General features: G+C 70.4%; 20 protein-coding genes. 10 read left to right on the forward strand and 10 right to left on the reverse strand.

The window, feature by feature from the left end:
- The first annotated feature begins 125 nt into the window (after window positions 1–125).
- On the forward strand, window positions 126–761 hold the full coding sequence (locus LXT21_RS12020) for a dioxygenase family protein (protein ID WP_254038252.1): 636 nt from the start codon (window positions 126–128) through the stop codon (window positions 759–761).
- An 8-nt stretch (window positions 762–769) separates the two neighbouring features.
- Here the strand turns inward: LXT21_RS12020 and LXT21_RS12025 are convergent, their stop codons facing one another.
- The 5 genes from LXT21_RS12025 to LXT21_RS12045 form a co-directional block, all read right to left on the reverse strand.
- The gene (locus tag LXT21_RS12025; protein WP_254038253.1) at window positions 770–2818 is read right to left on the reverse strand and encodes a TonB-dependent receptor plug domain-containing protein; all 2049 of its coding nucleotides are present in this window, start codon (window positions 2816–2818) and stop codon (window positions 770–772) included.
- A gap of 88 nt (window positions 2819–2906) precedes the next feature.
- The gene (locus tag LXT21_RS12030; RefSeq protein ID WP_254038254.1) at window positions 2907–3935 is read right to left on the reverse strand and encodes a PEGA domain-containing protein; all 1029 of its coding nucleotides are present in this window, start codon (window positions 3933–3935) and stop codon (window positions 2907–2909) included.
- Between the two features lie 57 nt (window positions 3936–3992).
- Complete coding sequence (locus tag LXT21_RS12035; RefSeq protein ID WP_254038255.1) at window positions 3993–5192, reverse strand: serine/threonine-protein kinase; 1200 nt, start codon at window positions 5190–5192, stop codon at window positions 3993–3995.
- A 134-nt stretch (window positions 5193–5326) separates the two neighbouring features.
- Window positions 5327–6124, reverse strand: a complete 798-nt coding sequence (locus LXT21_RS12040) for an imm11 family protein (protein ID WP_254038256.1) — start codon at window positions 6122–6124, stop codon at window positions 5327–5329.
- Window positions 6125–6215: 91 nt separating this feature from the next.
- Entirely contained in the window at window positions 6216–6923 is a 708-nt protein-coding gene (locus LXT21_RS12045; RefSeq protein WP_254038257.1) for a metallophosphoesterase family protein, read from the reverse strand.
- Between the two features lie 290 nt (window positions 6924–7213).
- Here LXT21_RS12045 and LXT21_RS12050 point away from each other — a divergent pair, with 290 nt between their 5' ends.
- Together LXT21_RS12050 and LXT21_RS12055 are read left to right on the forward strand one after the other, a co-directional pair.
- Complete coding sequence (locus LXT21_RS12050; protein ID WP_323394412.1) at window positions 7214–8230, forward strand: SPFH domain-containing protein; 1017 nt, start codon at window positions 7214–7216, stop codon at window positions 8228–8230.
- A gap of 22 nt (window positions 8231–8252) precedes the next feature.
- A complete protein-coding gene (locus LXT21_RS12055; protein WP_254038259.1) occupies window positions 8253–9173 on the forward strand; it encodes a diacylglycerol kinase catalytic domain-containing protein in 921 nt (306 codons plus the stop codon).
- A 23-nt stretch (window positions 9174–9196) separates the two neighbouring features.
- Here LXT21_RS12055 and LXT21_RS12060 read toward each other — a convergent pair whose 3' ends face one another.
- From LXT21_RS12060 to LXT21_RS12070, 3 genes are all read right to left on the reverse strand, one after another.
- On the reverse strand, window positions 9197–9766 hold the full coding sequence (locus tag LXT21_RS12060; RefSeq protein WP_254038260.1) for a protease: 570 nt from the start codon (window positions 9764–9766) through the stop codon (window positions 9197–9199).
- Window positions 9767–9882: 116 nt separating this feature from the next.
- Window positions 9883–10989 (reverse strand): M35 family metallo-endopeptidase, encoded by a 1107-nt coding sequence (locus LXT21_RS12065; protein WP_254038261.1) that lies wholly within the window; start codon window positions 10987–10989, stop codon window positions 9883–9885.
- A 490-nt stretch (window positions 10990–11479) separates the two neighbouring features.
- Entirely contained in the window at window positions 11480–11971 is a 492-nt protein-coding gene (locus LXT21_RS12070; RefSeq protein ID WP_254038262.1) for a peroxiredoxin, read from the reverse strand.
- 430 nt (window positions 11972–12401) lie between these two features.
- On the opposite strand from LXT21_RS12070, the gene LXT21_RS12075 reads away from it, so the two are divergent.
- From LXT21_RS12075 to LXT21_RS12105, 7 genes are all read left to right on the forward strand, one after another.
- Window positions 12402–12824, forward strand: coding sequence for a PTS sugar transporter subunit IIA (locus LXT21_RS12075; protein WP_223746980.1), 423 nt, complete (start codon window positions 12402–12404; stop codon window positions 12822–12824).
- A 33-nt stretch (window positions 12825–12857) separates the two neighbouring features.
- Window positions 12858–13343, forward strand: a complete 486-nt coding sequence (locus LXT21_RS12080; RefSeq protein WP_254038263.1) for a PTS system mannose/fructose/N-acetylgalactosamine-transporter subunit IIB — start codon at window positions 12858–12860, stop codon at window positions 13341–13343.
- A 4-nt stretch (window positions 13344–13347) separates the two neighbouring features.
- On the forward strand, window positions 13348–14067 hold the full coding sequence (locus LXT21_RS12085) for a PTS sugar transporter subunit IIC (protein WP_254038264.1): 720 nt from the start codon (window positions 13348–13350) through the stop codon (window positions 14065–14067).
- The gene (locus LXT21_RS12090; protein WP_254038265.1) at window positions 14064–14831 is read left to right on the forward strand and encodes a PTS system mannose/fructose/sorbose family transporter subunit IID; all 768 of its coding nucleotides are present in this window, start codon (window positions 14064–14066) and stop codon (window positions 14829–14831) included. Before LXT21_RS12085 ends, LXT21_RS12090 begins: the two co-directional genes overlap by 4 nt.
- 21 nt (window positions 14832–14852) lie before the next feature.
- Complete coding sequence (locus LXT21_RS12095; RefSeq protein ID WP_141327235.1) at window positions 14853–15131, forward strand: HPr family phosphocarrier protein; 279 nt, start codon at window positions 14853–14855, stop codon at window positions 15129–15131.
- 46 nt (window positions 15132–15177) lie between these two features.
- Entirely contained in the window at window positions 15178–17001 is a 1824-nt protein-coding gene (gene ptsP / locus LXT21_RS12100) for a phosphoenolpyruvate--protein phosphotransferase (RefSeq protein ID WP_254038266.1), read from the forward strand.
- A 93-nt stretch (window positions 17002–17094) separates the two neighbouring features.
- The gene (locus LXT21_RS12105; protein ID WP_254038267.1) at window positions 17095–17454 is read left to right on the forward strand and encodes a hypothetical protein; all 360 of its coding nucleotides are present in this window, start codon (window positions 17095–17097) and stop codon (window positions 17452–17454) included.
- Window positions 17455–17466: 12 nt separating this feature from the next.
- Here the strand turns inward: LXT21_RS12105 and LXT21_RS12110 are convergent, their stop codons facing one another.
- Window positions 17467–17952: an MgtC/SapB family protein gene (locus LXT21_RS12110; protein WP_256571489.1), complete on the reverse strand. Its 486-nt coding sequence runs from the start codon at window positions 17950–17952 to the stop codon at window positions 17467–17469.
- Between the two features lie 36 nt (window positions 17953–17988).
- On the reverse strand, window positions 17989–18588 hold the full coding sequence (locus tag LXT21_RS12115; protein ID WP_254038268.1) for an MXAN_6521/LA_1396 family lipoprotein: 600 nt from the start codon (window positions 18586–18588) through the stop codon (window positions 17989–17991).
- Between the last annotated feature and the right edge of the window lie 77 nt (window positions 18589–18665).

Consider the following 18665-nt stretch of genomic DNA (forward strand, 5'->3'; position numbering starts at 1 on the left):
CGGCCAGCACGGCGTCGGATGAATTAAACCGAGTTAAATCCGCGCCGCGGCGAGTGTCTTCCGCACGGGGCCCGGCGGTTGGGAATCGAGGCCCCGCTCCTTCGTTGTGGAGGTCCATGCGAGCCATGAAGCGACGCGACGTCCTGGTGGGGATGGGCGCCTGCGCTGCCGGCACGGTGGTGGGAGCCTGCGCGGAGGCGGGTGGGGCGGTGCCCCGCGCGCGGGCGAACCTCTACACCTGCGAGGGCTGTGAAGCCGTGGCCGAGCGCGCACCGGACTCGATGACGTCCCGCGTCCAACTCGCCTCCGCGGCGGAGCCGGGCGAGCGGATGGTGCTGACCGGGCGGGTCCTGAGCGCTCGGGCGCGTGCCCCCGTGGCGGGGGTCGTCATCTATGCCCACCACACCAACGCGGAGGGGCTCTACGCGAACGGCGGCAAGGAGACGACGTGGAGCCGTCGTCACGGCAGGCTGCGAGGGTGGGCCCGGACGGGGCAGGATGGCGTCTACACGTTCGACACCATCAAGCCCGCGCCCTATCCGGACGGCTCGATGCCCGCCCACGTGCACCTGTTCCTCGGTGAGCCCGGCCGCGCTCCGTACTACGTCGATGACGCCGTGTTCGACGGCGAGTACGGCGTGACGGCGGAGTACCGCGCGAAGCAGGAGCTGCGCGGCGGCAGCGGAATCCTCAAGCTGTCACGCTCGTCAGCAGGCGTGTGGTTGGCGACGCGCGACATCGTGCTGGAGCAGCACCCGTAACCTGCGCGTCACGGCTCGCTCAGCGCCGGGTCGAACAGGTAGCTCAAGCGGACGAGGAACTCGCGAGAGAACACGGGCAGCGGGGCGTGGCCGCCGTTGTACGGCTGGGCGATGCGGAAGTTCGTCCCGAGGATGTTGTAGACGCCCGCGCCCACCTCCAGCCCCGGCGTGAGGACATCCCGCGCGCGCACGTAGAGGTTGAGCAGCAACTGCGTCGGCAGCTCCTCCACGGCCGAGCGCCCCTGGTCATCCGGCACGTCCACCGCGTAGCGCCGCCCCACCAGCACCGCCGTAGGGTTCACCGACAGCCACGGCTTGACCTTCAGGCTGCCGGACAGCGAGGCCTTGTGCGTGGGCATCCCGGTGAACGCGTTGGAGTGTCCGGGCACCTGGTAGTCCGCCACGTCGTTGCGGCCCGACGGCGCGTAGAAGGAGTAGCTCAGCGCCACCCGTCCCCAGCTCCCCTTCACGTGGTAGTCCAGCTCCACGCCCCGGCTGCCGAGTCGTCCCAGGTTGCGGTACGCCTCCTCGTTCGCCACCGCGTCGTACGAGTAGATGATGGGGTCGGAGACGCCCACGTCGAAGGCGTTGGCGCTCAGCGCGTGGCCCTCGCCCAGTCGCAGCGTGCCCTCCAGCTCGTACACCGTGGTGCGCTCGGGCTTCACGTCCGCGCCCAGGCTGATGTTCTCGATGCCCGGCGCGCGGAAGGCGCGGCTGAACAGCGCCTTGCCGCTGAACGGGCCGAAGGCGCGCAGGAGCACCAGGCGCGGGACGAAGGAGCTGCCGAAGTCGCTGTGGTTCTCGTAGCGCGCGCCCGCGACCACCGTGGCGATGGGGTTCTCCGAGAACGCCTCCACGAAGCCCGCGACGTTCAGGTACGAGACGCTCGTCGCGCCGTCCGCGCCGAAGGCCGTCTGCAGGCCCACGTCCGCGGGCCCCTCGAGCCGGCCCTGGTCCGACGCCACGTCCACGCCGCCGGTGAGCTGCAGGTAGTCCAGCGCCGCCCAGCGCGCCATCGTCCGGCCGCGCAGCCGCATCACCCGCTTCTCGTAATAGAACTCCGAGCCCTGGTCCGTGTCGCGGAACGGCTCGGCGAGCGTCAGGTTGAAGCGGGGGATGATCTCCACCCGCTCGCTCGGGCGGAAGCGGTTGCTCAGCTCCGCGTGGAAGGACTCGAAGTCGGTGGGCGCGGGCGCGTCCAGCACCTCGTCGAAGGCGACGATGGCCGACGTGGAGAAGCGCTGGTACAGCACGCTCAGCTGGAGGTCCCGGTAGCCCACGCCCGCTTGCACCGTGGTCGGGTCCAGCTTCGTGTTGCCGCCCATCTGCGCGGTGTTGCCGAAGAAGTCCTCGAAGCGCCCGTCGCTCCGCTGGCCCTGGCCCAGGGACGCGGAGGCGAAGACGCTCAGGCCCGGCGCGGACTCGAACACCTTGCGGCCCGACAGCGTGAGGCTGCGCCGCCCGTTGACCGACTCCAGCTGGCCATAGGTGCCCGACACCATCAGGTCCGAGCTGCCCTGCACGCCCCGGGTGATGACGTTGATGACGGCCAGCTCCGCGTTGCCGCCGTAGATGACCGAGCCGGGCCCGCGCACCACCTCGATGCGCTCGATGAGCTCCACGGGCAGCTCGTTGCCCAGCTGCATCGTCGAGTAGAGCTGCTCGTTGAGCTCCTTGCCGTCGACGACGAGCAGCACCTTGCCCTCGTAACCCCACAGGCCGCGGAATCCCGGCCCCACCGTGCCCTGCGTGTCCACGCCGAAGAAGAAGCCCGGCACCTGGAGCAGCACGTCCATCAGGTCGCGCGCGCCCGAGTCACGAATCTCCTCCGCCGTCAGCGACGTCACCACCGCGGGCGAGTCGCGCAGCCGGGTGATGGCGAACGAGGCCACCTGGCTGTGCACGTCCGACTCCCCATCCAGCGGCAGCTCCTCCTGCGCGCGGGCCTCGGGCGTGGGCTCGGGCGTGGGCGCGGGCTCCTCCCACTGCGCGAGGGCGGGAGACGCGCACAACAGCAGCGAGAGCAGACTGGGGCGGAGCCGATGACGGCGGACCATGGGAACCTCCAGGCAATGACGGGGCGTGGGCGTCCCAAGGCCCTCGTCAGACATTCGGAATGGGAAGCGGTGCGGGGAACGAGCGGCTTCAGCGCACCCGGACGGCGACACGACGGCCTGCTTCGACCTCGACGCTCATGCGACGCTTCACCTCGCCGTTGACGCGGACCTCCACGCGGGCCGGGCCGGCGGGGAGGTTCTGGGCGACGAGAGGTGGAAAGCCATAGGGGCGGTTGTTGACCCAGACCTCGCCGTAGAGCGACGGGGAGGTGATGTCGAGCTCACCCCGTCCCGTCGCCTCGGCCTTCACCGCCACGGGCGCGGCGGCGGCGGTCGTGGGCGGCGCCTCGGGAGGCGGCGGCGGCGCGGCGGGCGTCGTGCTGGCCACCGGGCGCGTCGGGGCGGGCGGCGCGAGCTGCTCGCTCACGTCCCGGTTGAGGGAGTGCACGCCGTCCTCCTCCAACACCACCGTCTCCTCCATCAACCGACGCTCTCCTTGTGCGAGCGCCACCCGGTAGGTGCCCGGCCGCAGCGGCAGCCGCGCGGGCGTCATGTCCACCGCCTTGCCATCCACCTGCACCACCAACCCCGGGGGCGTGGAGGTCACCAGCAAGAGTCCGTTGCGCGGCTCCTCGAGCACCTCGGGCGGCTCCTCCTTGGCGTGCGGGGTCGCGCGAGAGGGGTTGGTGCGCGTGGGCTTCGCGCGCGGCGGTGTCCGCGTGACGGTGGGCTCTCGCGCGGGCTTGGTGGGCTCGACGCGGCCCCGGTCGCGCTCACGCGACTGGAGGTCCGTGGCGATGCGCAAGAGTTCGACCAGGTCGCCGCCGGGGGTCCTGCGCAGGCTCAAGGCCTCGGTGAACTCGCGCACGGCGATGTCGTAGTCGCGGTCCTCCAGCGCGGCGAGCCCCGCGGCGCGGCGAGCGCGGGACAGCCCCTCGTTCGCGTCCTCCGACGGCGGCGCGGGGGCGGCGACGGGCGGCGTGGGGGTGGTGGTTCCCGAGACGGGTGGGGGAGGAGGCACGTCCGACGCGCGGCGCTTGCGCACCACCACGTACGCCATGGCGTTGATGGCGAGCGTTCCGACGACGATGACGGCAATCCAGGTCTTCTGTTTCATCCGCTTCTCGGTCTCACCGCGCGCGCCGCGTCCACCCCGGCGCGAAGGCCGTCACCCTCAGGCGACGAAGTACCAGAACAGGGCACTGGCACAGACGGCGGCGCCGACAGTCAAGACGACGGGCCAGGGAAAGGGCGGCTCGCTCACGGGCAAAGGCCCGGGAGGCGGACTGTGCACCGTGGCCGACGTGCGCTCCTCCACCGGAGGTCCCGGACGCACGCCCGGCAAGTCGTCCAGGGGGGACATGTGGCCGGAGGACATTCCGCTGCCGGAGGCCCCGCTGAAGGCGGCCAGCGCCGCGCCCGTGTTCCCGGGCCGGTCCGCGGGGAACAGCGACGTCACCAGCGCCGCCAGCTCACGCCCGCCCGACGTCCAGTTCTGCGACGCGCGGAAGCGCTCCAGGTCCATCGCCAGCTCGCGAGCGCTCTGGTAGCGCGCGTCCGGCTCCTTCTCCAACAGCCGCAGGATGATGCGCTCCAGCTCCGGCGCGAAACCCGGTGACACCTGTGATGGACGCGTCACCTGCACCTGGGTGGCGGCGACGATGGTCTGCTCCACCGTCTCGCGCTTGAACAGGCGTTTGCCGGTGGAGGCCTCGTAGAGGACGATGCCCAGCGAGAACAAATCCGAGCGGTGGTCCAGCTCCCGGTTCGTTATCTGCTCCGGGGACATGTACGCGTACTTGCCCTTCACCACCCCCACGCTGGTGCGCTCCACGTTGACCGCGCTCTTCACGATGCCGAAGTCCGCCAGCTTGACGATGCCGTCACGCGACACGAGCACGTTGCCCGGCGTCACGTCCCGGTGCACCAGCTTCAGCGGCGTGCCGTCCGGCAGCGTCTTCGAGTGCGCGTACGCCAGCGCGTCCGCCACCGCGATGCCCACGTCCACCGCCACCCGCTGCCCCAGGGGGAAGGCCGACTTCCACGAGTGCCGCAGCACCCGGTCCAACGACTGACCTTGGATCCACTCCATGGCCAGGTAGTACTGGCCATCAATCTTCCCGAAGTCGAAGACCTGGACGATGTTCGGATGCGTCAGCAGCGCGGCCACCTTCGCCTCGTCCGCGAACATCCGGCTGAACGCCTCCAGATTGGCGTACTCCGGCAGCACCCGCTTGATGACACACGGCTTGGAGAAGCCGTCCGGACCGTCGATGGAGGCCAGGAAGATGTGCGCCATCCCCCCCGCGGCGAGCCGCTGGAGGATTCTGTACTTCCCGAAGAAGACCTCTTCCACGGGGGCCGGCACTGGCACGTCGAGCCTGTCCAACTGTCGCCTCAGGAAAAAGCTGTAAGGCGAGAAAGATACATTCCGTCTGACTACCCCTCAAGTTCATGACTTTCTGGGTATCAGGTAACAGTCGTATCAAGCGCCTCGGACCCGGTGGGTCATTCGCCGCGAGGTTTGCGGCGGCTCTTGCGACGGGGTTTGCGTCGGGCGGGGGGCGGCTTGGTCACCTCGGCGAAGCGCGCGCCGCTGACGCCCGCGTGCTCGAGGGCCTGTTTGATGCCCTCGGAGACGATGAGGCTGACGGGCCAGCCCCAGGTGCGCAGGACGCGGGCGCCGCCGGTCTTCTCCGGGTCGATGCGCAGGCCCCGCACGGTGCGGTAGTGGCCCACGCGCTCGGGAGGGGCGTCCTGGGCGGTGTAGTGGGCGACCTCCGCGCAGCCGCGCTCGTCGATACAGCGCATCAGCCGGGTCGCGACGAGGATGAAGTACGGCTCGCGCTCGCCCTCCACCTCCACGGGGAGCAGCTGCACGTCGTCCGGGGCCAGCTCCCGGAAGACGGAGGCCACGGTGGCGTGGACCACGGGGGTGAGCCCCGCACCGGCCAGGGAGAAGTCCAGGGGCCGGCCCGGGGGCTGGACGGTGAGCTTCAGCCGTCCCCGCTGGCGCACCGGCGCGCCCGCGGTGAAGAACCAGACGGAGTCCATCTTCCGCCCGTCCACGGACACCGGGTCGCTCAGCTCGCGACGGGCCGGGTTGCGGAAGTCGTCGTGCAGGTCGAAGTAGCGGGCGGCGTGGGCCGCCCTCGGGGGAGCTCGCCGCGCGGCGGACGCACGGCGGGGCCTGTCCGGGGTCTCCTCGGAAGGTGCCGCGCCGACGCGTGGAGTCCCTTCGGGGGAGGCCGGACCCGGAATGCGCCGCGCGAGCAGTCGGAGCGCCTGGGTGAGCCGCCTGAACATCCGCCGATGTTACTTCGCACCTCCCGGGTGAGGGCGAGCGGAACGTGAGGGCCCCTGCTCGCGCGCCTCCCCGGCCACCAGCCTGGGGCGCCTACCAGGAGGTGTGGTGCGCGTAGCGGCCCGCGCGGGTGTCCAGGCTGAGGAAGGAGAACTGGCCCTCCGAGCAGGTGCCGCTGTTGAGGAACAGGCGGCTGCCGTGCTCCACCTTCATGCCCAGGTGGGTGTGGCCGGTGACGACGACGTCCGCCTCCTGCTCGTGGGCGCGCGCCAGGGCCCAGCGCTGGAAGGTGCAGCGCTCCGGGTCCGACGCCGCGTGTGTCAGCCGGACGTCCAGCGCCTGGAACATGCGGAACATCGCGTGCAGCCGCATGCGCCGGAGCCACGCGCCCGTCCACACCGCGGCCTCCGACAGCCAGCGCGCCTTGCGGATGACCCAGTCGTGGTGGTGGCCGTGGGTGAAGAGCATCCGCACCCCGTCCGCCTCCAGGACGAGCTGCTCGGGGGCGCCCAGCACCGTGCCCGCCACCAGGTCGTGGTTGCCGTGGATGTAGTGGTACTGGGGCTGGGAGAAGCGCTGGACCAGCTCCGGATGGGCGGCGCGAGCGGCCGCCAGCTCGGCCGCCTGCCGGCCTGGAGTCTTGGAGGTGAGCGTCTCGAAGATGTCCCCCAGCAGGACGATGCGCTCGAAGTCGCCCTCCAGCCCGCGCAGGAAGCGCAGGAAGGCCGTGTCCTCGTGGCCGAAGTGGTCCGCCGCGTCGCGTCTGCCCAGGTGCAGGTCTGAAATCACCGCGATGTGCATGGCGTGTCCCTATTCCTCCCACGTTGCAAGGTCGAGGCCCGTCACATCCCGGCGGCTTCGGACGTGACGTCCTGGAGGGCCCGGTCCGGCCCCGGGTGTGCCCCGCAAGGCTGCGCACGCGCCCCGCGTTCCGCCACGAAATCCGCGGGGCGGCTCTCACCGCGCGGATGTCACACGCCTCCGGGACTTTTTCCCGGCACCCCCGCGCTTCGATTTGCATTCGTGTCGTGTGGACACTAAGAATGGTGTCTGAACAACACGAAGTGGCGAATGTTCGAGGGGCGGACCCGATGGTCATCGGCTACATGAAGGCGGCACCGACGTCGTACGTGATGCAGTTCGAGGGCGGGCGGGTGGTGCGGGAGGGGGCGGGGCTGTCGTTCTTCTACTGGAAGCCGTCCGCGACGCTGGTGAGCGTGCCCCTGTCGAGCGCGGACGTGCCCTTCGTGTTCAACGAGGTGACGCGGGACTTCCAGGCGGTGACGCTGCAGGGGCAGCTGACGTACCGGGTGGCGGACGCGCGCAAGCTGGCGGGGCTGTTGGACTACTCGTTGGCGGCGTCGGGGCGCTACCGCTCGGACGACCCGGAGAAGCTGCCGGAGCGGCTGGTGCAGGTGGCGCAGGTGCGGGCGCGCACGGTGGTGCAGGGGCTGAGCTTGCGCGAGGTGCTGGTGAGCGCGCAGACGATTGAGGACCAGGTGCTCTCGTCGCTCGCGTCGGCGGAGCCCATCCGCGCGCTGGGGGTGGAGGTGATGGCGTTCTCGCTGCTCTCCGCCAAGCCGACGCCGGAGATGGCGCGGGCCCTGGAGGCCGAGGCGCGCGAGGGGCTGCAGCGCCACGCGGACGAGGCCATCTACGCGCGCCGCAACGCCGCGGTGGAGCAGGAGCGGCGCATCAAGGAGAGCGAGCTGGCGACGGAGCTGGCCGTGCAGGAGCGCCAGCGGCAACTGCGTGAAGCGAAGATGGCGGCGGACATCGCGGTGGAGGAGCAGCGCGCGGCGCTGATGGAGCGCTGGACGCAGAACGAGAAGCAGGCCGCGGACGCGCGCGCCTACGCGCTGGAGAAGACGCTGGCCCCCGTGCGCGGCGTGGACTGGAAGACGCTGATGGCCACCTCGGCGAGCGGCGGGGACCCCGCGCTCAACATCGCGCTCGCCTTCCGGGAGATGGCGGAGAACGCCCAGCGCATCGGCGAGCTGAACGTGTCGCCGGACCTGCTCCACTCGCTGATGAGCGCCGGTGGAGGAAGCAGGCCCCCGCAGACCACCGCCCCGCGCGCGCCGACGCCGCCCGCCCGCGAGCGCTGAAGCCAGGAGGGGAGGGCACGCCATGTTCGAGAAGATTCTCCTGGTCACCCGCCGCACGCGGCTGGCGGGGTTGGTGGAGCGCTTCAACACGAAGAAGCAGGCCAAGTTCTACGTGGAGAACGCGGGACAGGACTTCGACGAGTTCGAGCGCGAGGACGCCTCCTACGCGCGCGCGGTGGACCGGCTGCGGGACTCCCTGGACGTGGGGCTGCCGGTGCAGCAGGTGGACCGGAGCCTGGTCCCCACGTTCCTCTTCACCGGGAAGGAGATTGTGGTCGTCGCCGGGCAGGACGGGCTGGTGGCGAACGTGGCCAAGTACGTGGGGGAGCAGCCGCTGGTGGGCGTGAATCCGGACCCGGATCGCTTCGACGGCGTGCTCCTGCCCTACGAAGTCCCGGGCGCCAGGGCCGCGGTGCGCAAGGTGCTGGACGGCAAGGCGCGCACGCGGGGCGTCACGCTCGCGGAGGCGCGGCTGGAGGACGGGCAGCGGCTGCTCGCGTTCAACGACTTGTTCATCGGCGCCAGGACCCACGTGTCGGCGCGCTACCGGCTGAGCCACGGGGGGCAGGAGGAGGCGCAGTCGTCCAGCGGGGTGCTGGTGTCGACGGGGGCGGGCTCCAGCGGGTGGCTGTCCAGCGTCTTCACGCTGGCGCGCGGGCTCACCGCGCGCACGGGCGGGGTGCCGGGCGAGGCGTGGCGGCTGTCGTGGGAGGAGCCCCGGCTGGCCTTCGTGGTGCGCGAGCCCTTCGTCAGCCGCAACTCGGGCGCGGAGCTGGTGGGCGGCTTCGTCACGGCCGAGGAGGAACTGGTGCTGGAGTCGCGGATGCCGTCGGGGGGCGTCATCTTCAGCGACGGGATGGAGGAGGACTTCCTCGCGTTCGGCGCGGGGGCCCGCGCCCACATCCGTCCGGCGAAGCAGCGCGCGCGACTGGTGATGGCCTGAGGCCGCGCGCGCCGGGCTCCGGGTCAGGTCACCGTCACTTCGATGTCGGGGCAGTCCACCGCGGTGTCGTGGAACTCGCCGTTGAGGGCGGGCACCTTCGCCGCGTCCGTGGTGACGTCCATCAACTGGCCCACGAAGTGGATGCGGTAGGTGCCCGGCGTCTGGATTCCGTACGCCTGCGCCACGTCGACGCCGCGCTCCTCTGACGCGCCCGGGGCGAGCGTGGCGTAGGAGGACGCGTCCGGCGGCCCGCGCTTGACCATGGGCCCCATGTAGGACTGGTCCGCGGCGGAGCCGGTGAGCGTCACCTTGAAGATGTCGTTGCGGATGCCCTCCAGCGGCGTGTGCCACTTGAGCACGTACACCGGCTGCGCGGAGGTGTTGGTGAGCTTGAAGAGCACCTCCACCGGCTCGCCCGCCTTCACCTGGGCGGGCGCGCTCAGCGAGCACTCCAGCGTCTTCTTCGCCATGGCCGTCGTCTCCTCGGGCCGCCCATCCGCGGGCGGCGCTGACTCTTCCTTGCGCGCCGCGCAGCCCGCCGCGGCGATGGCCGCGGTCAGCAGCGCGATGCGACCTGCGTGTCCGTGCTTCATGTGTTGGACCTCCGCCCTTCGCTCAGGGAGCGCGGGAGCGCGCCCCCGACAAAAAGAAAGCGGGGACGCCCGGCCGCGCCCCCGCTCCCCCTTCACATCATGTCAACGGCGTGCTGTCACGGCAGCGCGGGCGTGTTCTCCGCGAAGTACTCGTGGCTGTCCGCGTTGTCGCGGGCGCGCGCGGAGTTGGAGCTGGTGAGGCTGCGGCAGGCGCTCTGGCCGTACGCGTGGTCATCCGTGTCCGCCACCACGGTGAAGTGGCTCATCTCGTGGACCAGCGTGCCGCCCTTGGAGTCGGTGCCGGACATGGGCGCGCTCCAGAAGGCGTTGCACACGTAGATGCGGTAGTGCCCGTTCTTGTAGACGTACGCGTAGGCGCTGTCCGTGCACGCGCAGTCGACGATGACGCTCTTCGTGTCGAACGCGTTCTTGATGGAGGCGAAGTGCGCCTTGATGAGGTTCACGTTCGTCGCGTTGTTCGGACCGAACCAGGTCGTGAAGCGCGAGCCGATGGTGCCGTTGAGGTAGTTGACGGCGCCGTTCGTCATCGACTGCGCGGTGCTGAACGCCGTCGTCACCGTGGAGGCCGGGCGCGAGCCCGTGCAGCTCGACGTGGACAGCGCCTGCGCGGAGACGGAGTCATGGCCCCAGGCGACGGGCGGCTGGAACTGACGGCCCTCCACGAACACGCTCAGGCTGTCGGAGGCCAGCTGGGACAGGCCCTGGTGGCCCTCGTCCGAGTGGTGGCCCTCCGAGTCGTAGCGGATGCTGTAGCTGCCCGTCTTCGCGAAGTCGTAGATGGTGGCCAGGTCCACCGTGTAGGAGACGCTCTCGCCCGCCGCCAGGCGCAGGAAGTCCGTCGTCGCCGGCGTGGCCCACTTGTAGTGACGGCCGTTGTACTCCGCCTTCTGCCCGTCCACCGTCACCTGGAACAGGTCCTCCTTGATGCCGTCCGTCGGCGTGTGCCACTTGAGCACCCGCACCGTGTCCCGCGACACGTTCGTGAGCGTCACCTGCACGCTGACGCCCTCGCGCGCCGCGTAGGACTGGCTCGGCACCGACAGCTTCACCGCCACATCACCCGCGACCGCGTCGCGCGCGCTCTCGCCCTCGGTGGGGATTTCTCCCGCACGCTCGTCCGGCGCACCACACGCGCCCAGCAGCGACACGCTGACAACGGCACCCATCCACCAATTGAGGCGACCACCTGAGCTGAGGCTCATGTCGGGGACTTCCTTTCGGGGATTGCTTTGGGGAGTGACTTCGCGGAGCGCGCGGCGGTCCTCATTCAGAGAATGCGGCCCTGTCGCGCTATTCAGCTTATAGCTCCGTTCACTCCACCCCGTCCAGGCCCGACATGTCGGAGGGGCTACGGGCGCGCGTAGGCGACGAGCAGCGCCACCATGCCGACGGCGTAGCCGAGCACGACGGGGCCGAGCGCGAAGAGGACGGCGTCATAGAGGCTTTCAGTCTGGGTGTTCATGGCGTGTGTTCCTTGCGTGGTGCCGCGCGTCCATCGCGTGGCATCCGGACACATGAGCAAGGCGTGGGCCATGTCCTTCCCGGGCGCGAAACCCCATGCACTTCGCGAGGTTGCCGAAGGCGTGGGGTGGGAGCGCGCCGCGGGGCTCGCGCAAGGTGTTCGCCCGTGGGACGCGCGCGTGCGGCCGCGGTATCGGCCCTGGCGCGCGCGTGCACCGGTTGCGTCGCTCCTCAGGGAGCAGCGGCGCTCTTGGGGGCGAGCGAGCGGACGAGCTCCAGCGCGCGGCGCACATGCTCGCCCACGCGAATCTGGGATTCGAAGCTGTCCTGGACGATGCCTTGCCGGTCCACCACGAAGGTGACGCGGCCGGGCAGCATGCCGAGGAACGACGTGCCCACGCCGAACGCCTCGCGCGCCGTGCCCTGCGCGTCGCTCAACAGCAAGAAGGGCAGGCGGTGCTTGGCGGCGAAGCCCTGGTGGGACGCCACCGAGTCTGCGCTGATGCCCACCACCTCCGCGCCCGCCGCGACGAAGTCCTCGTACTGGTCCCTCAACCCGCAGGCCTGCACCGTACAACCCGGTGAGTCGTCGCGCGGGTAGAAGTAGACGACGAGCACTTTCTGTCCCACCAGGTCCTTCAGGCGCACCGGCTGATTGCCCGGGCCCGTCAGTGTCACGTCCGGCAGCACATCGCCCTGCTTCAGCAGCTTGTTCTTCGCCACGCTTGGCTCCTCCCGCACGCACGCGGTGCTACAGGGGCGTGCCGTCGACGCGGCAGTCAACCATGCCCCCGAGGGTGGGGCGAGCTTGCGGACGAGCGTCAACAAGCGCGCGGGGTGCACAGCCTGCCCCCTCGCTTTCCGAGAGAGCGCGCGGGCGCGGTGTCACGCGCAACCACGCCGCACGCATCCGCGATACTTCCACCGCATCTGAATCCGCGTGGGGCAGCAGGTGTTGCTCCCACGTCCGGCAGGCGACAGCCCTGCGCGCGGCCGGACCCGAAATTTCGGGCACGGGAAGCAATGGCGTCTTACCTTTCGAGACAAGACGTGAGAGCTTAGCTACGGGTACAGGGCGGAAACTTTCGCCGAGGTTGCGCAAGATGCCGTTCAGGCGTAGGACGCAGCCTCGGGGGGTTGGTCAGGAGTGAACATGGTCGGCCTCGTCGTCGCATCGCACGGGCGTTTGGCGGAGGAGCTGGTCTCCACCGCGGAACAGATCGTGGGGAAGCTCCCCGCGGTGGCAACCTGCAACATCGAGCCGGGGACTCCCGTCGAGGACCTCCGCGCGAAGATGAAGCAGGCGGTGTCGCGCGTGGACACGGGTGATGGCGTCATCATCCTCGCGGACCTGTTCGGAGGTACGCCCTGTAAGGAGTCGCTGATGATGTGTCAGCGCATGAACCTGGAGGTCCTGGCGGGCGTCAACCTGCCCATGCTCCTCAAGGCCAACTCGCTTCGCTCCGAGCAGATGACCCTCCCGGAGATGGCCAACCAGCTCGCGTCCTATGGTCAGCGCAACATCACCTGTGCATCCGCCCTGCTTCGCGAGGCTCAGCAGCAGCCGCGAACTTGACCAAGTGGCGCGGGTCGGCGATTCGAGACGGCTGTGATCACCCTGGTCCGCGTCGACAACCGCCTCATCCACGGCCAGGTCGTCGAGGCCTGGCTGCCGCACCTCAAGGTCTCCCGCGTCGTCGTCGCGGATGACGAGGCTGCCTCCAGCCCGCTCATCCGCGCCGCCATGGCGCTCGCGGTGCAGAGCGCCATCGAGGTGCAGATCCTCCCGCTGTCCCAGGTGGACTTCGCCGCCCTCTCCAAGGACGGGGTGCGCACGCTGGTGCTGTTGCGCGACGTGGCCTCGGTGCCCTTCGCGTACGCGCACGGGCTGAACCTGGGCGAGCTCAACCTGGGCAACGTGCACTTCGGCACGGGGCGCCGGCAGGTGTCCCCGTCGGTGTTCCTGGCGGAGGCGGAGCTGCGCACGCTGCAGCAACTGGCCGAGCAGGGCGTGCGCGTGGAGGCCCGCGCCGTCCCCGCGGAGAAGCCCGTGGAGCTACCGGACCTCTCCGAGCGGTGGGTGAAGGCCGGGTGAACACGTGAGCGTCCTCTGGACCCAGGTGGCGCTCGCGGGGTTGTGGGGCGGACTGGTGGCCGTGGAGCGCAAGGCGTTCCTGCAGGCCATGCTGTCGCGCCCGTTGGTGGCCTCCGCCGTGATGGGGCTCTTGCTCAACGACGTGCCCTCGGGTCTGGGCGTGGGGCTCCTCCTGGAGCTGTTCTTCCTGGGCACCGCCAACCTGGGCGCGTCCCTGCCGGAGAACGACACGCTGGCGGCCACCGCCACCAGCGCGGCGGCGTGCACGATGACGCTGGCCTCGGGCGCGGGCTCCACGCCGGCCATCTGGTCCCTGGCGGTGCTGCTCTTCATCGGCATGGGCCGGGTGGGGCGGCGCGCGGACCGGCTGCTGGAGGGCTACTCGGCCCGGCTGGCGCGCGTGGCGCTCGCCTCCGCGGAGACCGGCAACCTCACGCGCGCCATGCGGCAGAACCTGTGGGGCATGTGGCCGCACTTCGTGGTGTACGGCGTGCTGACGTCGTTGTGCGCGCTCGCGGGCTTCTTCGTGGAGCCGGTGCTCCAGTCGCTGCCGTCCATGCTGGTGCGGGGGCTGGCGTGGGCCTGGCCGGCCATGGCGTCGGTGGCGGCGGCCATCGCGGCGCAGGGCAGCCACGCGAAGAAGGCGCCCCTCTACGCGGCCCTGGGCGCCGCGGCGGTGACGGTGGCCGTGGTGCTCTACGTGCTCCAGGGGCATGACGCGTGAGCGCTCCGGACACCACGCTCCCCTGGGGGGTGCTCCTGCGCGTCTTCATGCGCTCGCTCTTCCTGCAGGCCTCGTGGAACCCCAAGGGCATGCAGAACCTGGGGCTGGCCTACGCGGTGTTCCCCGCGCTGGAGCGGCTGTACGCGGCGGGCTCCGCGCGCGAGGAGGCGGTGCGCCGGCACCTGGTCTTCTTCAACACGCACCCCTATGTCGCCGCGGCGATTGTCGGCGGCGTCGTCTTCCATGAGGAGCGCATCTGCCGGGGGGAGGAGACCCCGGACAAGGTGGTGGCCTTCAAGGCGGCGCTGATGGGGCCGCTGGCGGCGCTGGGGGACGGGTTCTTCTGGCTGTCGCTCAAGCCCGCGGCGGGCGCGGTGGGGGCGGCGCTGGTGCCGCTCCTGGGCCTGTGGGCGGTGCCCGTCTTCCTGGTGCTCTACAACCTGGTGCACCTGCTGCTCCGGGTGAGGTTGTATTGGCTGGGGCTCACCCTGGGGGACCGGCTGGTGGAGGCGGTGGCGAAGGCCAACCTGCCGGCCCGGGGGGCGCGGCTGCGGACGGTGGCGGCGTTGTGCGCCGGAGGGCTGGCGGCGTGGCTGGCCGTGTCCTTCGGGGCCAATGCCGGTGGGGCGTACGCGCCCTTCCTGGCGGCCGGGTGTCTGGCCCTGGGGGTTGCATCCTACGTGCTGGTCAGCCGTCGGGTGCCCAACTACGTGGTGCTCTACCTCGCGGCGACGCTGGCCTGCGCGGCGGGTGCCTTCCTTTAAGACGAGAGGTAGGAGTCGCGAATGGCAACGGTGGCCGAGGGAACATACGAGATCATCAACGAGCTGGGGCTGCACGCCCGGGCCGCGGCGCAGATGGTCAAGGTGGCCAACCGCTTCAAGAGCGACGTGCTCATCGAGGCGCAGGGACAGCGGGCCAACGCCAAGTCCATCATGGGGGTGCTGATGCTGGCGGCCGCCCAGGGGGTGCAGGTGAAGCTGACCTGTAAGGGAGACGACGCCGACGCGTGTCTCCAGGAGTTGGCAAAGCTCATCGCCGACCGTTTTGGCGAGTCCAAGTGACGGGTGACCATGCAAATGCGGTAGGACGGGGAGGGAACAAAGACACGTGAGCAGCCAGGCCACTCCCACACTGAGGTTGATGGGCATCGGCGCCTCACCCGGCGTGGCGGTCGGCCACGCCTTCATCCTGGACAGGAAACGCATCCGCACGCCCAAGCTGCGGCTGGCGGAGGCGGAGGTCGAGCCCGAGCGGATGCGGATGAAGACGGCGGTGGACCTGTCGGACCGCCAGCTCGCCGAGCTCAAGGAACAAATCACCCGCACCGAGGGCAGCGACCACGCGCTCATCCTCGAGGCGCACCGGCTGATGCTCCACGACCCGATGCTGGTGGACGCCGTCAACCAGCTCATCGTCGAGGACCGCATCAACGCCGAGTGGGCCGTCCGGCGGGTGGCCCGCAAAATCAAGCACCTGTTCGACAACATCCCGGACGAGTACTTCCGCGAGCGTCGCTCGGACGTGGACTACGTGGCGGACCGCATCATCCGCAACCTGATGGGCCAGGTGGTGGACGAGGAGGTGGAGGTCCCCGCGGAGGCCATCGTCGTCGCGCATGACCTGCCGCCCGCGGACGCATCGCTGATGGCGCGCAGTGGCCGCGTGGCGGGCTTCGTGACGGACCTGGGTGGACAGACCAGCCACACCGCCATCGTCGCCCGCGCGCGTGAGACGCCCGCGGTGGTGGGCGCCGGCCGCGCCAGCGAGCAGATTTCGCCCGGGGACCTGGTGGCCATGGATGGCACCCGGGGCATCATCCTGGTGAACCCCACGGAGGAGCAGCTCCAGAGCTTCCGCGAGGAGCAGCGCCGCCACCAGGAGGCCGAGCAGCTGGCGCTGGCCACCAAGGACTTGGAGGCGGTGAGCACCGACGGCTTCCGCATCCGGCTCAACGGCAACATGGAGTTCCTGGAGGAGATTCCGTCCCTCCTGGCGCACGGCGCGGAGGGCATCGGCCTGTACCGCACGGAGTTCATGTTCCTGGACCGCAAGACGGCGCCCACGGAGGAGGAGCACTACCGCGCGTACCGGCAGGTGCTGGAGGCCATGGGCGGCAAGCCCGTCACCATCCGCACGCTGGACTTGGGCGGCGACAAGGTGCCGGGCAAGACGAAGCACGAGAAGGAGCCCAACCCGGCGATGGGCCTGCGGGCCATCCGCTACTGCCTGTCCAACCGGGAGCTGTTCCGCGTCCAGCTGCGCGCGCTCTTGCGCGCCAGCGTGCACGGCAACCTGCGGCTGATGTTCCCCCTCATCTGCGGGGTGAGCGAGCTGCGCGAGGCGCGGAGCGAGCTGGAGGCGTGCCGCACCGAGCTGGGCCGCGCGGGGGTGCCCGTGGGCAAGCGCTTCCCGGTGGGCATCATGGTGGAGACGCCCAGCGCGGCGGTGATTGCCGACCGGCTGGCGCAGGAGGCGGACTTCTTCTCGGTGGGGACCAACGACCTCATCCAGTACTCGCTGGCCATCGACCGCCAGAACCGCGAGGTGGCCTACCTCTACCGTCCGCTGCACCTGTCGGTGCTGCGCATGCTGGAGACCATCGTCCACGCGGCCAAGGCGGCCAACATCCCCGTGTCCATGTGCGGGGAGATGGCGGGAGATCCGCTCTACACGCTGGTGCTGCTGGCGCTCGGCTTCGACGAGCTGTCCATGACGTCCGGGCAGATTCCGGCCGTCAAACGCTTCCTGCGCCGGGTGAGCCGCAAGGACGCGACGGAGCTGTTGCGCGAGGCGATGGAGCTGACCACCGCCGAGGAAATCGAGCGCTTCGTGCGCACGGAGATGGACCGGCGCTTCGTCGACGCGCCGGAGCCGGCGCCCGCCGCCCATGAGGCTCCGGGCGACTCGCCGTCCGGACGCACCACGGGCTGAAGTCCGCCTCGCACCTCGGGCGCTCCGGGGCGCGAGGCGAGGGCCCGGCTGCCCGCCCGCCGAGCGGAGGTCCCATGCCGCAGGAGGGCGGCCATGCCCAACTTCCCCTTCGGCACCGGACTTCGGGAGGCGGGCGTGTTCAATCCAGCGGACATCCAGAAGGGCATGACGGCCAGGGACAGGGACGGGGAGAACCTGGGCTTCATCACCGCCGTGGACGCGGCGGGGTTCCTCATCGAGAAAGGCAGCTACTTCCCACGCGACTACCGCGTGTCCTTCTCGGACGTGACGGACATCGACCGGGACGACGTGTACCTGCGCGAGGACCTGGCCAGCCTGCCCGGCGTCAGGCCGGACGTGCTGGCGGCGCGCGGCGAGGTGGCCCGGCGACTGCCGCTGCAGCACGACGCGACGGGGGCGTTGGGCGCGGCCCCGGCGGACTGGGACAGGTAGGGCGCGGCGCGTTCACTCCGGGCTCTCGTCGTCCGAGGGCTCCGGGACGCGGCCCTCCACCTTCAGGCCCTTGCGGGCGCGGTACCTCCGGATGGCCTTCTCCAGGGGGCGCAGGCCCGCGAGCGCCACCAGGGCGATGACCACCGTGGTGACGGCCGCCCAGTGGAAGCCCATGCCCACCGCGAGCCCCACGGACGCGGTGAGCCACAGGTTGGCCGCCGTCGTCAGCCCCTTCACCTGCCCGTTGTCCCGGATGATGGCGCCCGCGCCCAGGAAGCCGATGCCCACCACCACCTGGCTGGCGACGCGGCTGATGTCCGTCTGCGAGCCCTTCGGTGAGTCCTGTCCCAGCGACGTCTCCACGAAGATGCCCGCGAGCGTGAAGAGGCACGCACCCAGCGACACGATGATGTGGGTGCGCAGCCCCGCGGCCTGGCCGTTGAGCTCGCGCTCCAGGCCGAGCACGGCGCCCAGGAGCGCCGCGACGCCGAGCCTCATGACGATGAGCTTCTCCTCCACCACGATGGGAGGAGCCTACTCACCCAGCTCGATTTTCTCGTCCTTGTCCGCTTCCGTCAGTTCGGGATTGGGCAGCGTGTCCAGCGTGGCGGCGAGCAGCTTGGTGGTGGGCACGACGTACGGCGCCACCTCCTCGCCCAGCTCCTGGCTGAACTTCTGCACGCGCGCCGCGTAGTCCTCGTCGCGCGACCCCCAGCTCCCCGCGGCCTCCGCCGCCCAGACCTCTTCACCGTCGCGGCAGCGCAACAGCTGCGCCTTCACCTGGGCCTCGGCGCCGTCGCCCTTGAGCTGGATGGTCGGGTCCAGCCAGAGCACGCCCTCCACGCCCTCGGTGCACAGCTCCTTGAAGGCGGCGTCCGTGGGGCGGCCGGGCAGCGCGACGTTGTCCTTCACGATGAAGTCGCGGTTCTGGTTCACCCACTGGCGGGCGATGAGGCTCCACAGCTCCCCCACCGCGGGCTTCTCGTCCGGCAGGGGCTGCGCCACCACCACCAGCCGCTTGGTCTCCTTGCGGTCCACCTGCGCGTAGTCCGGACGCACGCGGTGGCTCTTCACCGCGGAGCAGCCCGCGAGCAATCCCAGCCCGAGCACGGGCGCCCATCGCATCAGCCTCATGATGTCTCCCTCTCCCAGCCCCCTTGTCCCGCGAAGGAGAAGGGGGCCTCGTTACCGCGCGTTGTGTGACGTGGGAT

Source organism: Myxococcus guangdongensis, assembly GCF_024198255.1.
GTDB lineage: Bacteria > Myxococcota > Myxococcia > Myxococcales > Myxococcaceae > Myxococcus > Myxococcus guangdongensis.

Bases quoted from the DNA above. Each gene is read 5' to 3' on its own strand.
- LXT21_RS12110 (WP_256571489.1), bottom strand. From the start codon at position 17,952: ATGAGGCTCGGCGTCGCGGCGCTCCTGGGCGCCGTGCTCGGCCTGGAG.
- LXT21_RS12065 (WP_254038261.1), bottom strand. From the start codon at position 10,989: ATGAGCCTCAGCTCAGGTGGTCGCCTCAATTGGTGGATGGGTGCCGTT.
- LXT21_RS12060 (WP_254038260.1), bottom strand. From the start codon at position 9,766: ATGAAGCACGGACACGCAGGTCGCATCGCGCTGCTGACCGCGGCCATC.
- LXT21_RS12105 (WP_254038267.1), top strand. From the start codon at position 17,095: ATGCCCAACTTCCCCTTCGGCACCGGACTTCGGGAGGCGGGCGTGTTC.
- LXT21_RS12115 (WP_254038268.1), bottom strand. From the start codon at position 18,588: ATGAGGCTGATGCGATGGGCGCCCGTGCTCGGGCTGGGATTGCTCGCG.
- LXT21_RS12075 (WP_223746980.1), top strand. From the start codon at position 12,402: ATGGTCGGCCTCGTCGTCGCATCGCACGGGCGTTTGGCGGAGGAGCTG.
- LXT21_RS12025 (WP_254038253.1), bottom strand. From the start codon at position 2,818: ATGGTCCGCCGTCATCGGCTCCGCCCCAGTCTGCTCTCGCTGCTGTTG.
- LXT21_RS12050 (WP_323394412.1), top strand. From the start codon at position 7,214: ATGGTCATCGGCTACATGAAGGCGGCACCGACGTCGTACGTGATGCAG.
- LXT21_RS12030 (WP_254038254.1), bottom strand. From the start codon at position 3,935: ATGAAACAGAAGACCTGGATTGCCGTCATCGTCGTCGGAACGCTCGCC.
- LXT21_RS12055 (WP_254038259.1), top strand. From the start codon at position 8,253: ATGTTCGAGAAGATTCTCCTGGTCACCCGCCGCACGCGGCTGGCGGGG.
- LXT21_RS12040 (WP_254038256.1), bottom strand. From the start codon at position 6,124: ATGTTCAGGCGGCTCACCCAGGCGCTCCGACTGCTCGCGCGGCGCATT.
- LXT21_RS12045 (WP_254038257.1), bottom strand. From the start codon at position 6,923: ATGCACATCGCGGTGATTTCAGACCTGCACCTGGGCAGACGCGACGCG.
- LXT21_RS12095 (WP_141327235.1), top strand. From the start codon at position 14,853: ATGGCAACGGTGGCCGAGGGAACATACGAGATCATCAACGAGCTGGGG.
- LXT21_RS12020 (WP_254038252.1), top strand. From the start codon at position 126: ATGAAGCGACGCGACGTCCTGGTGGGGATGGGCGCCTGCGCTGCCGGC.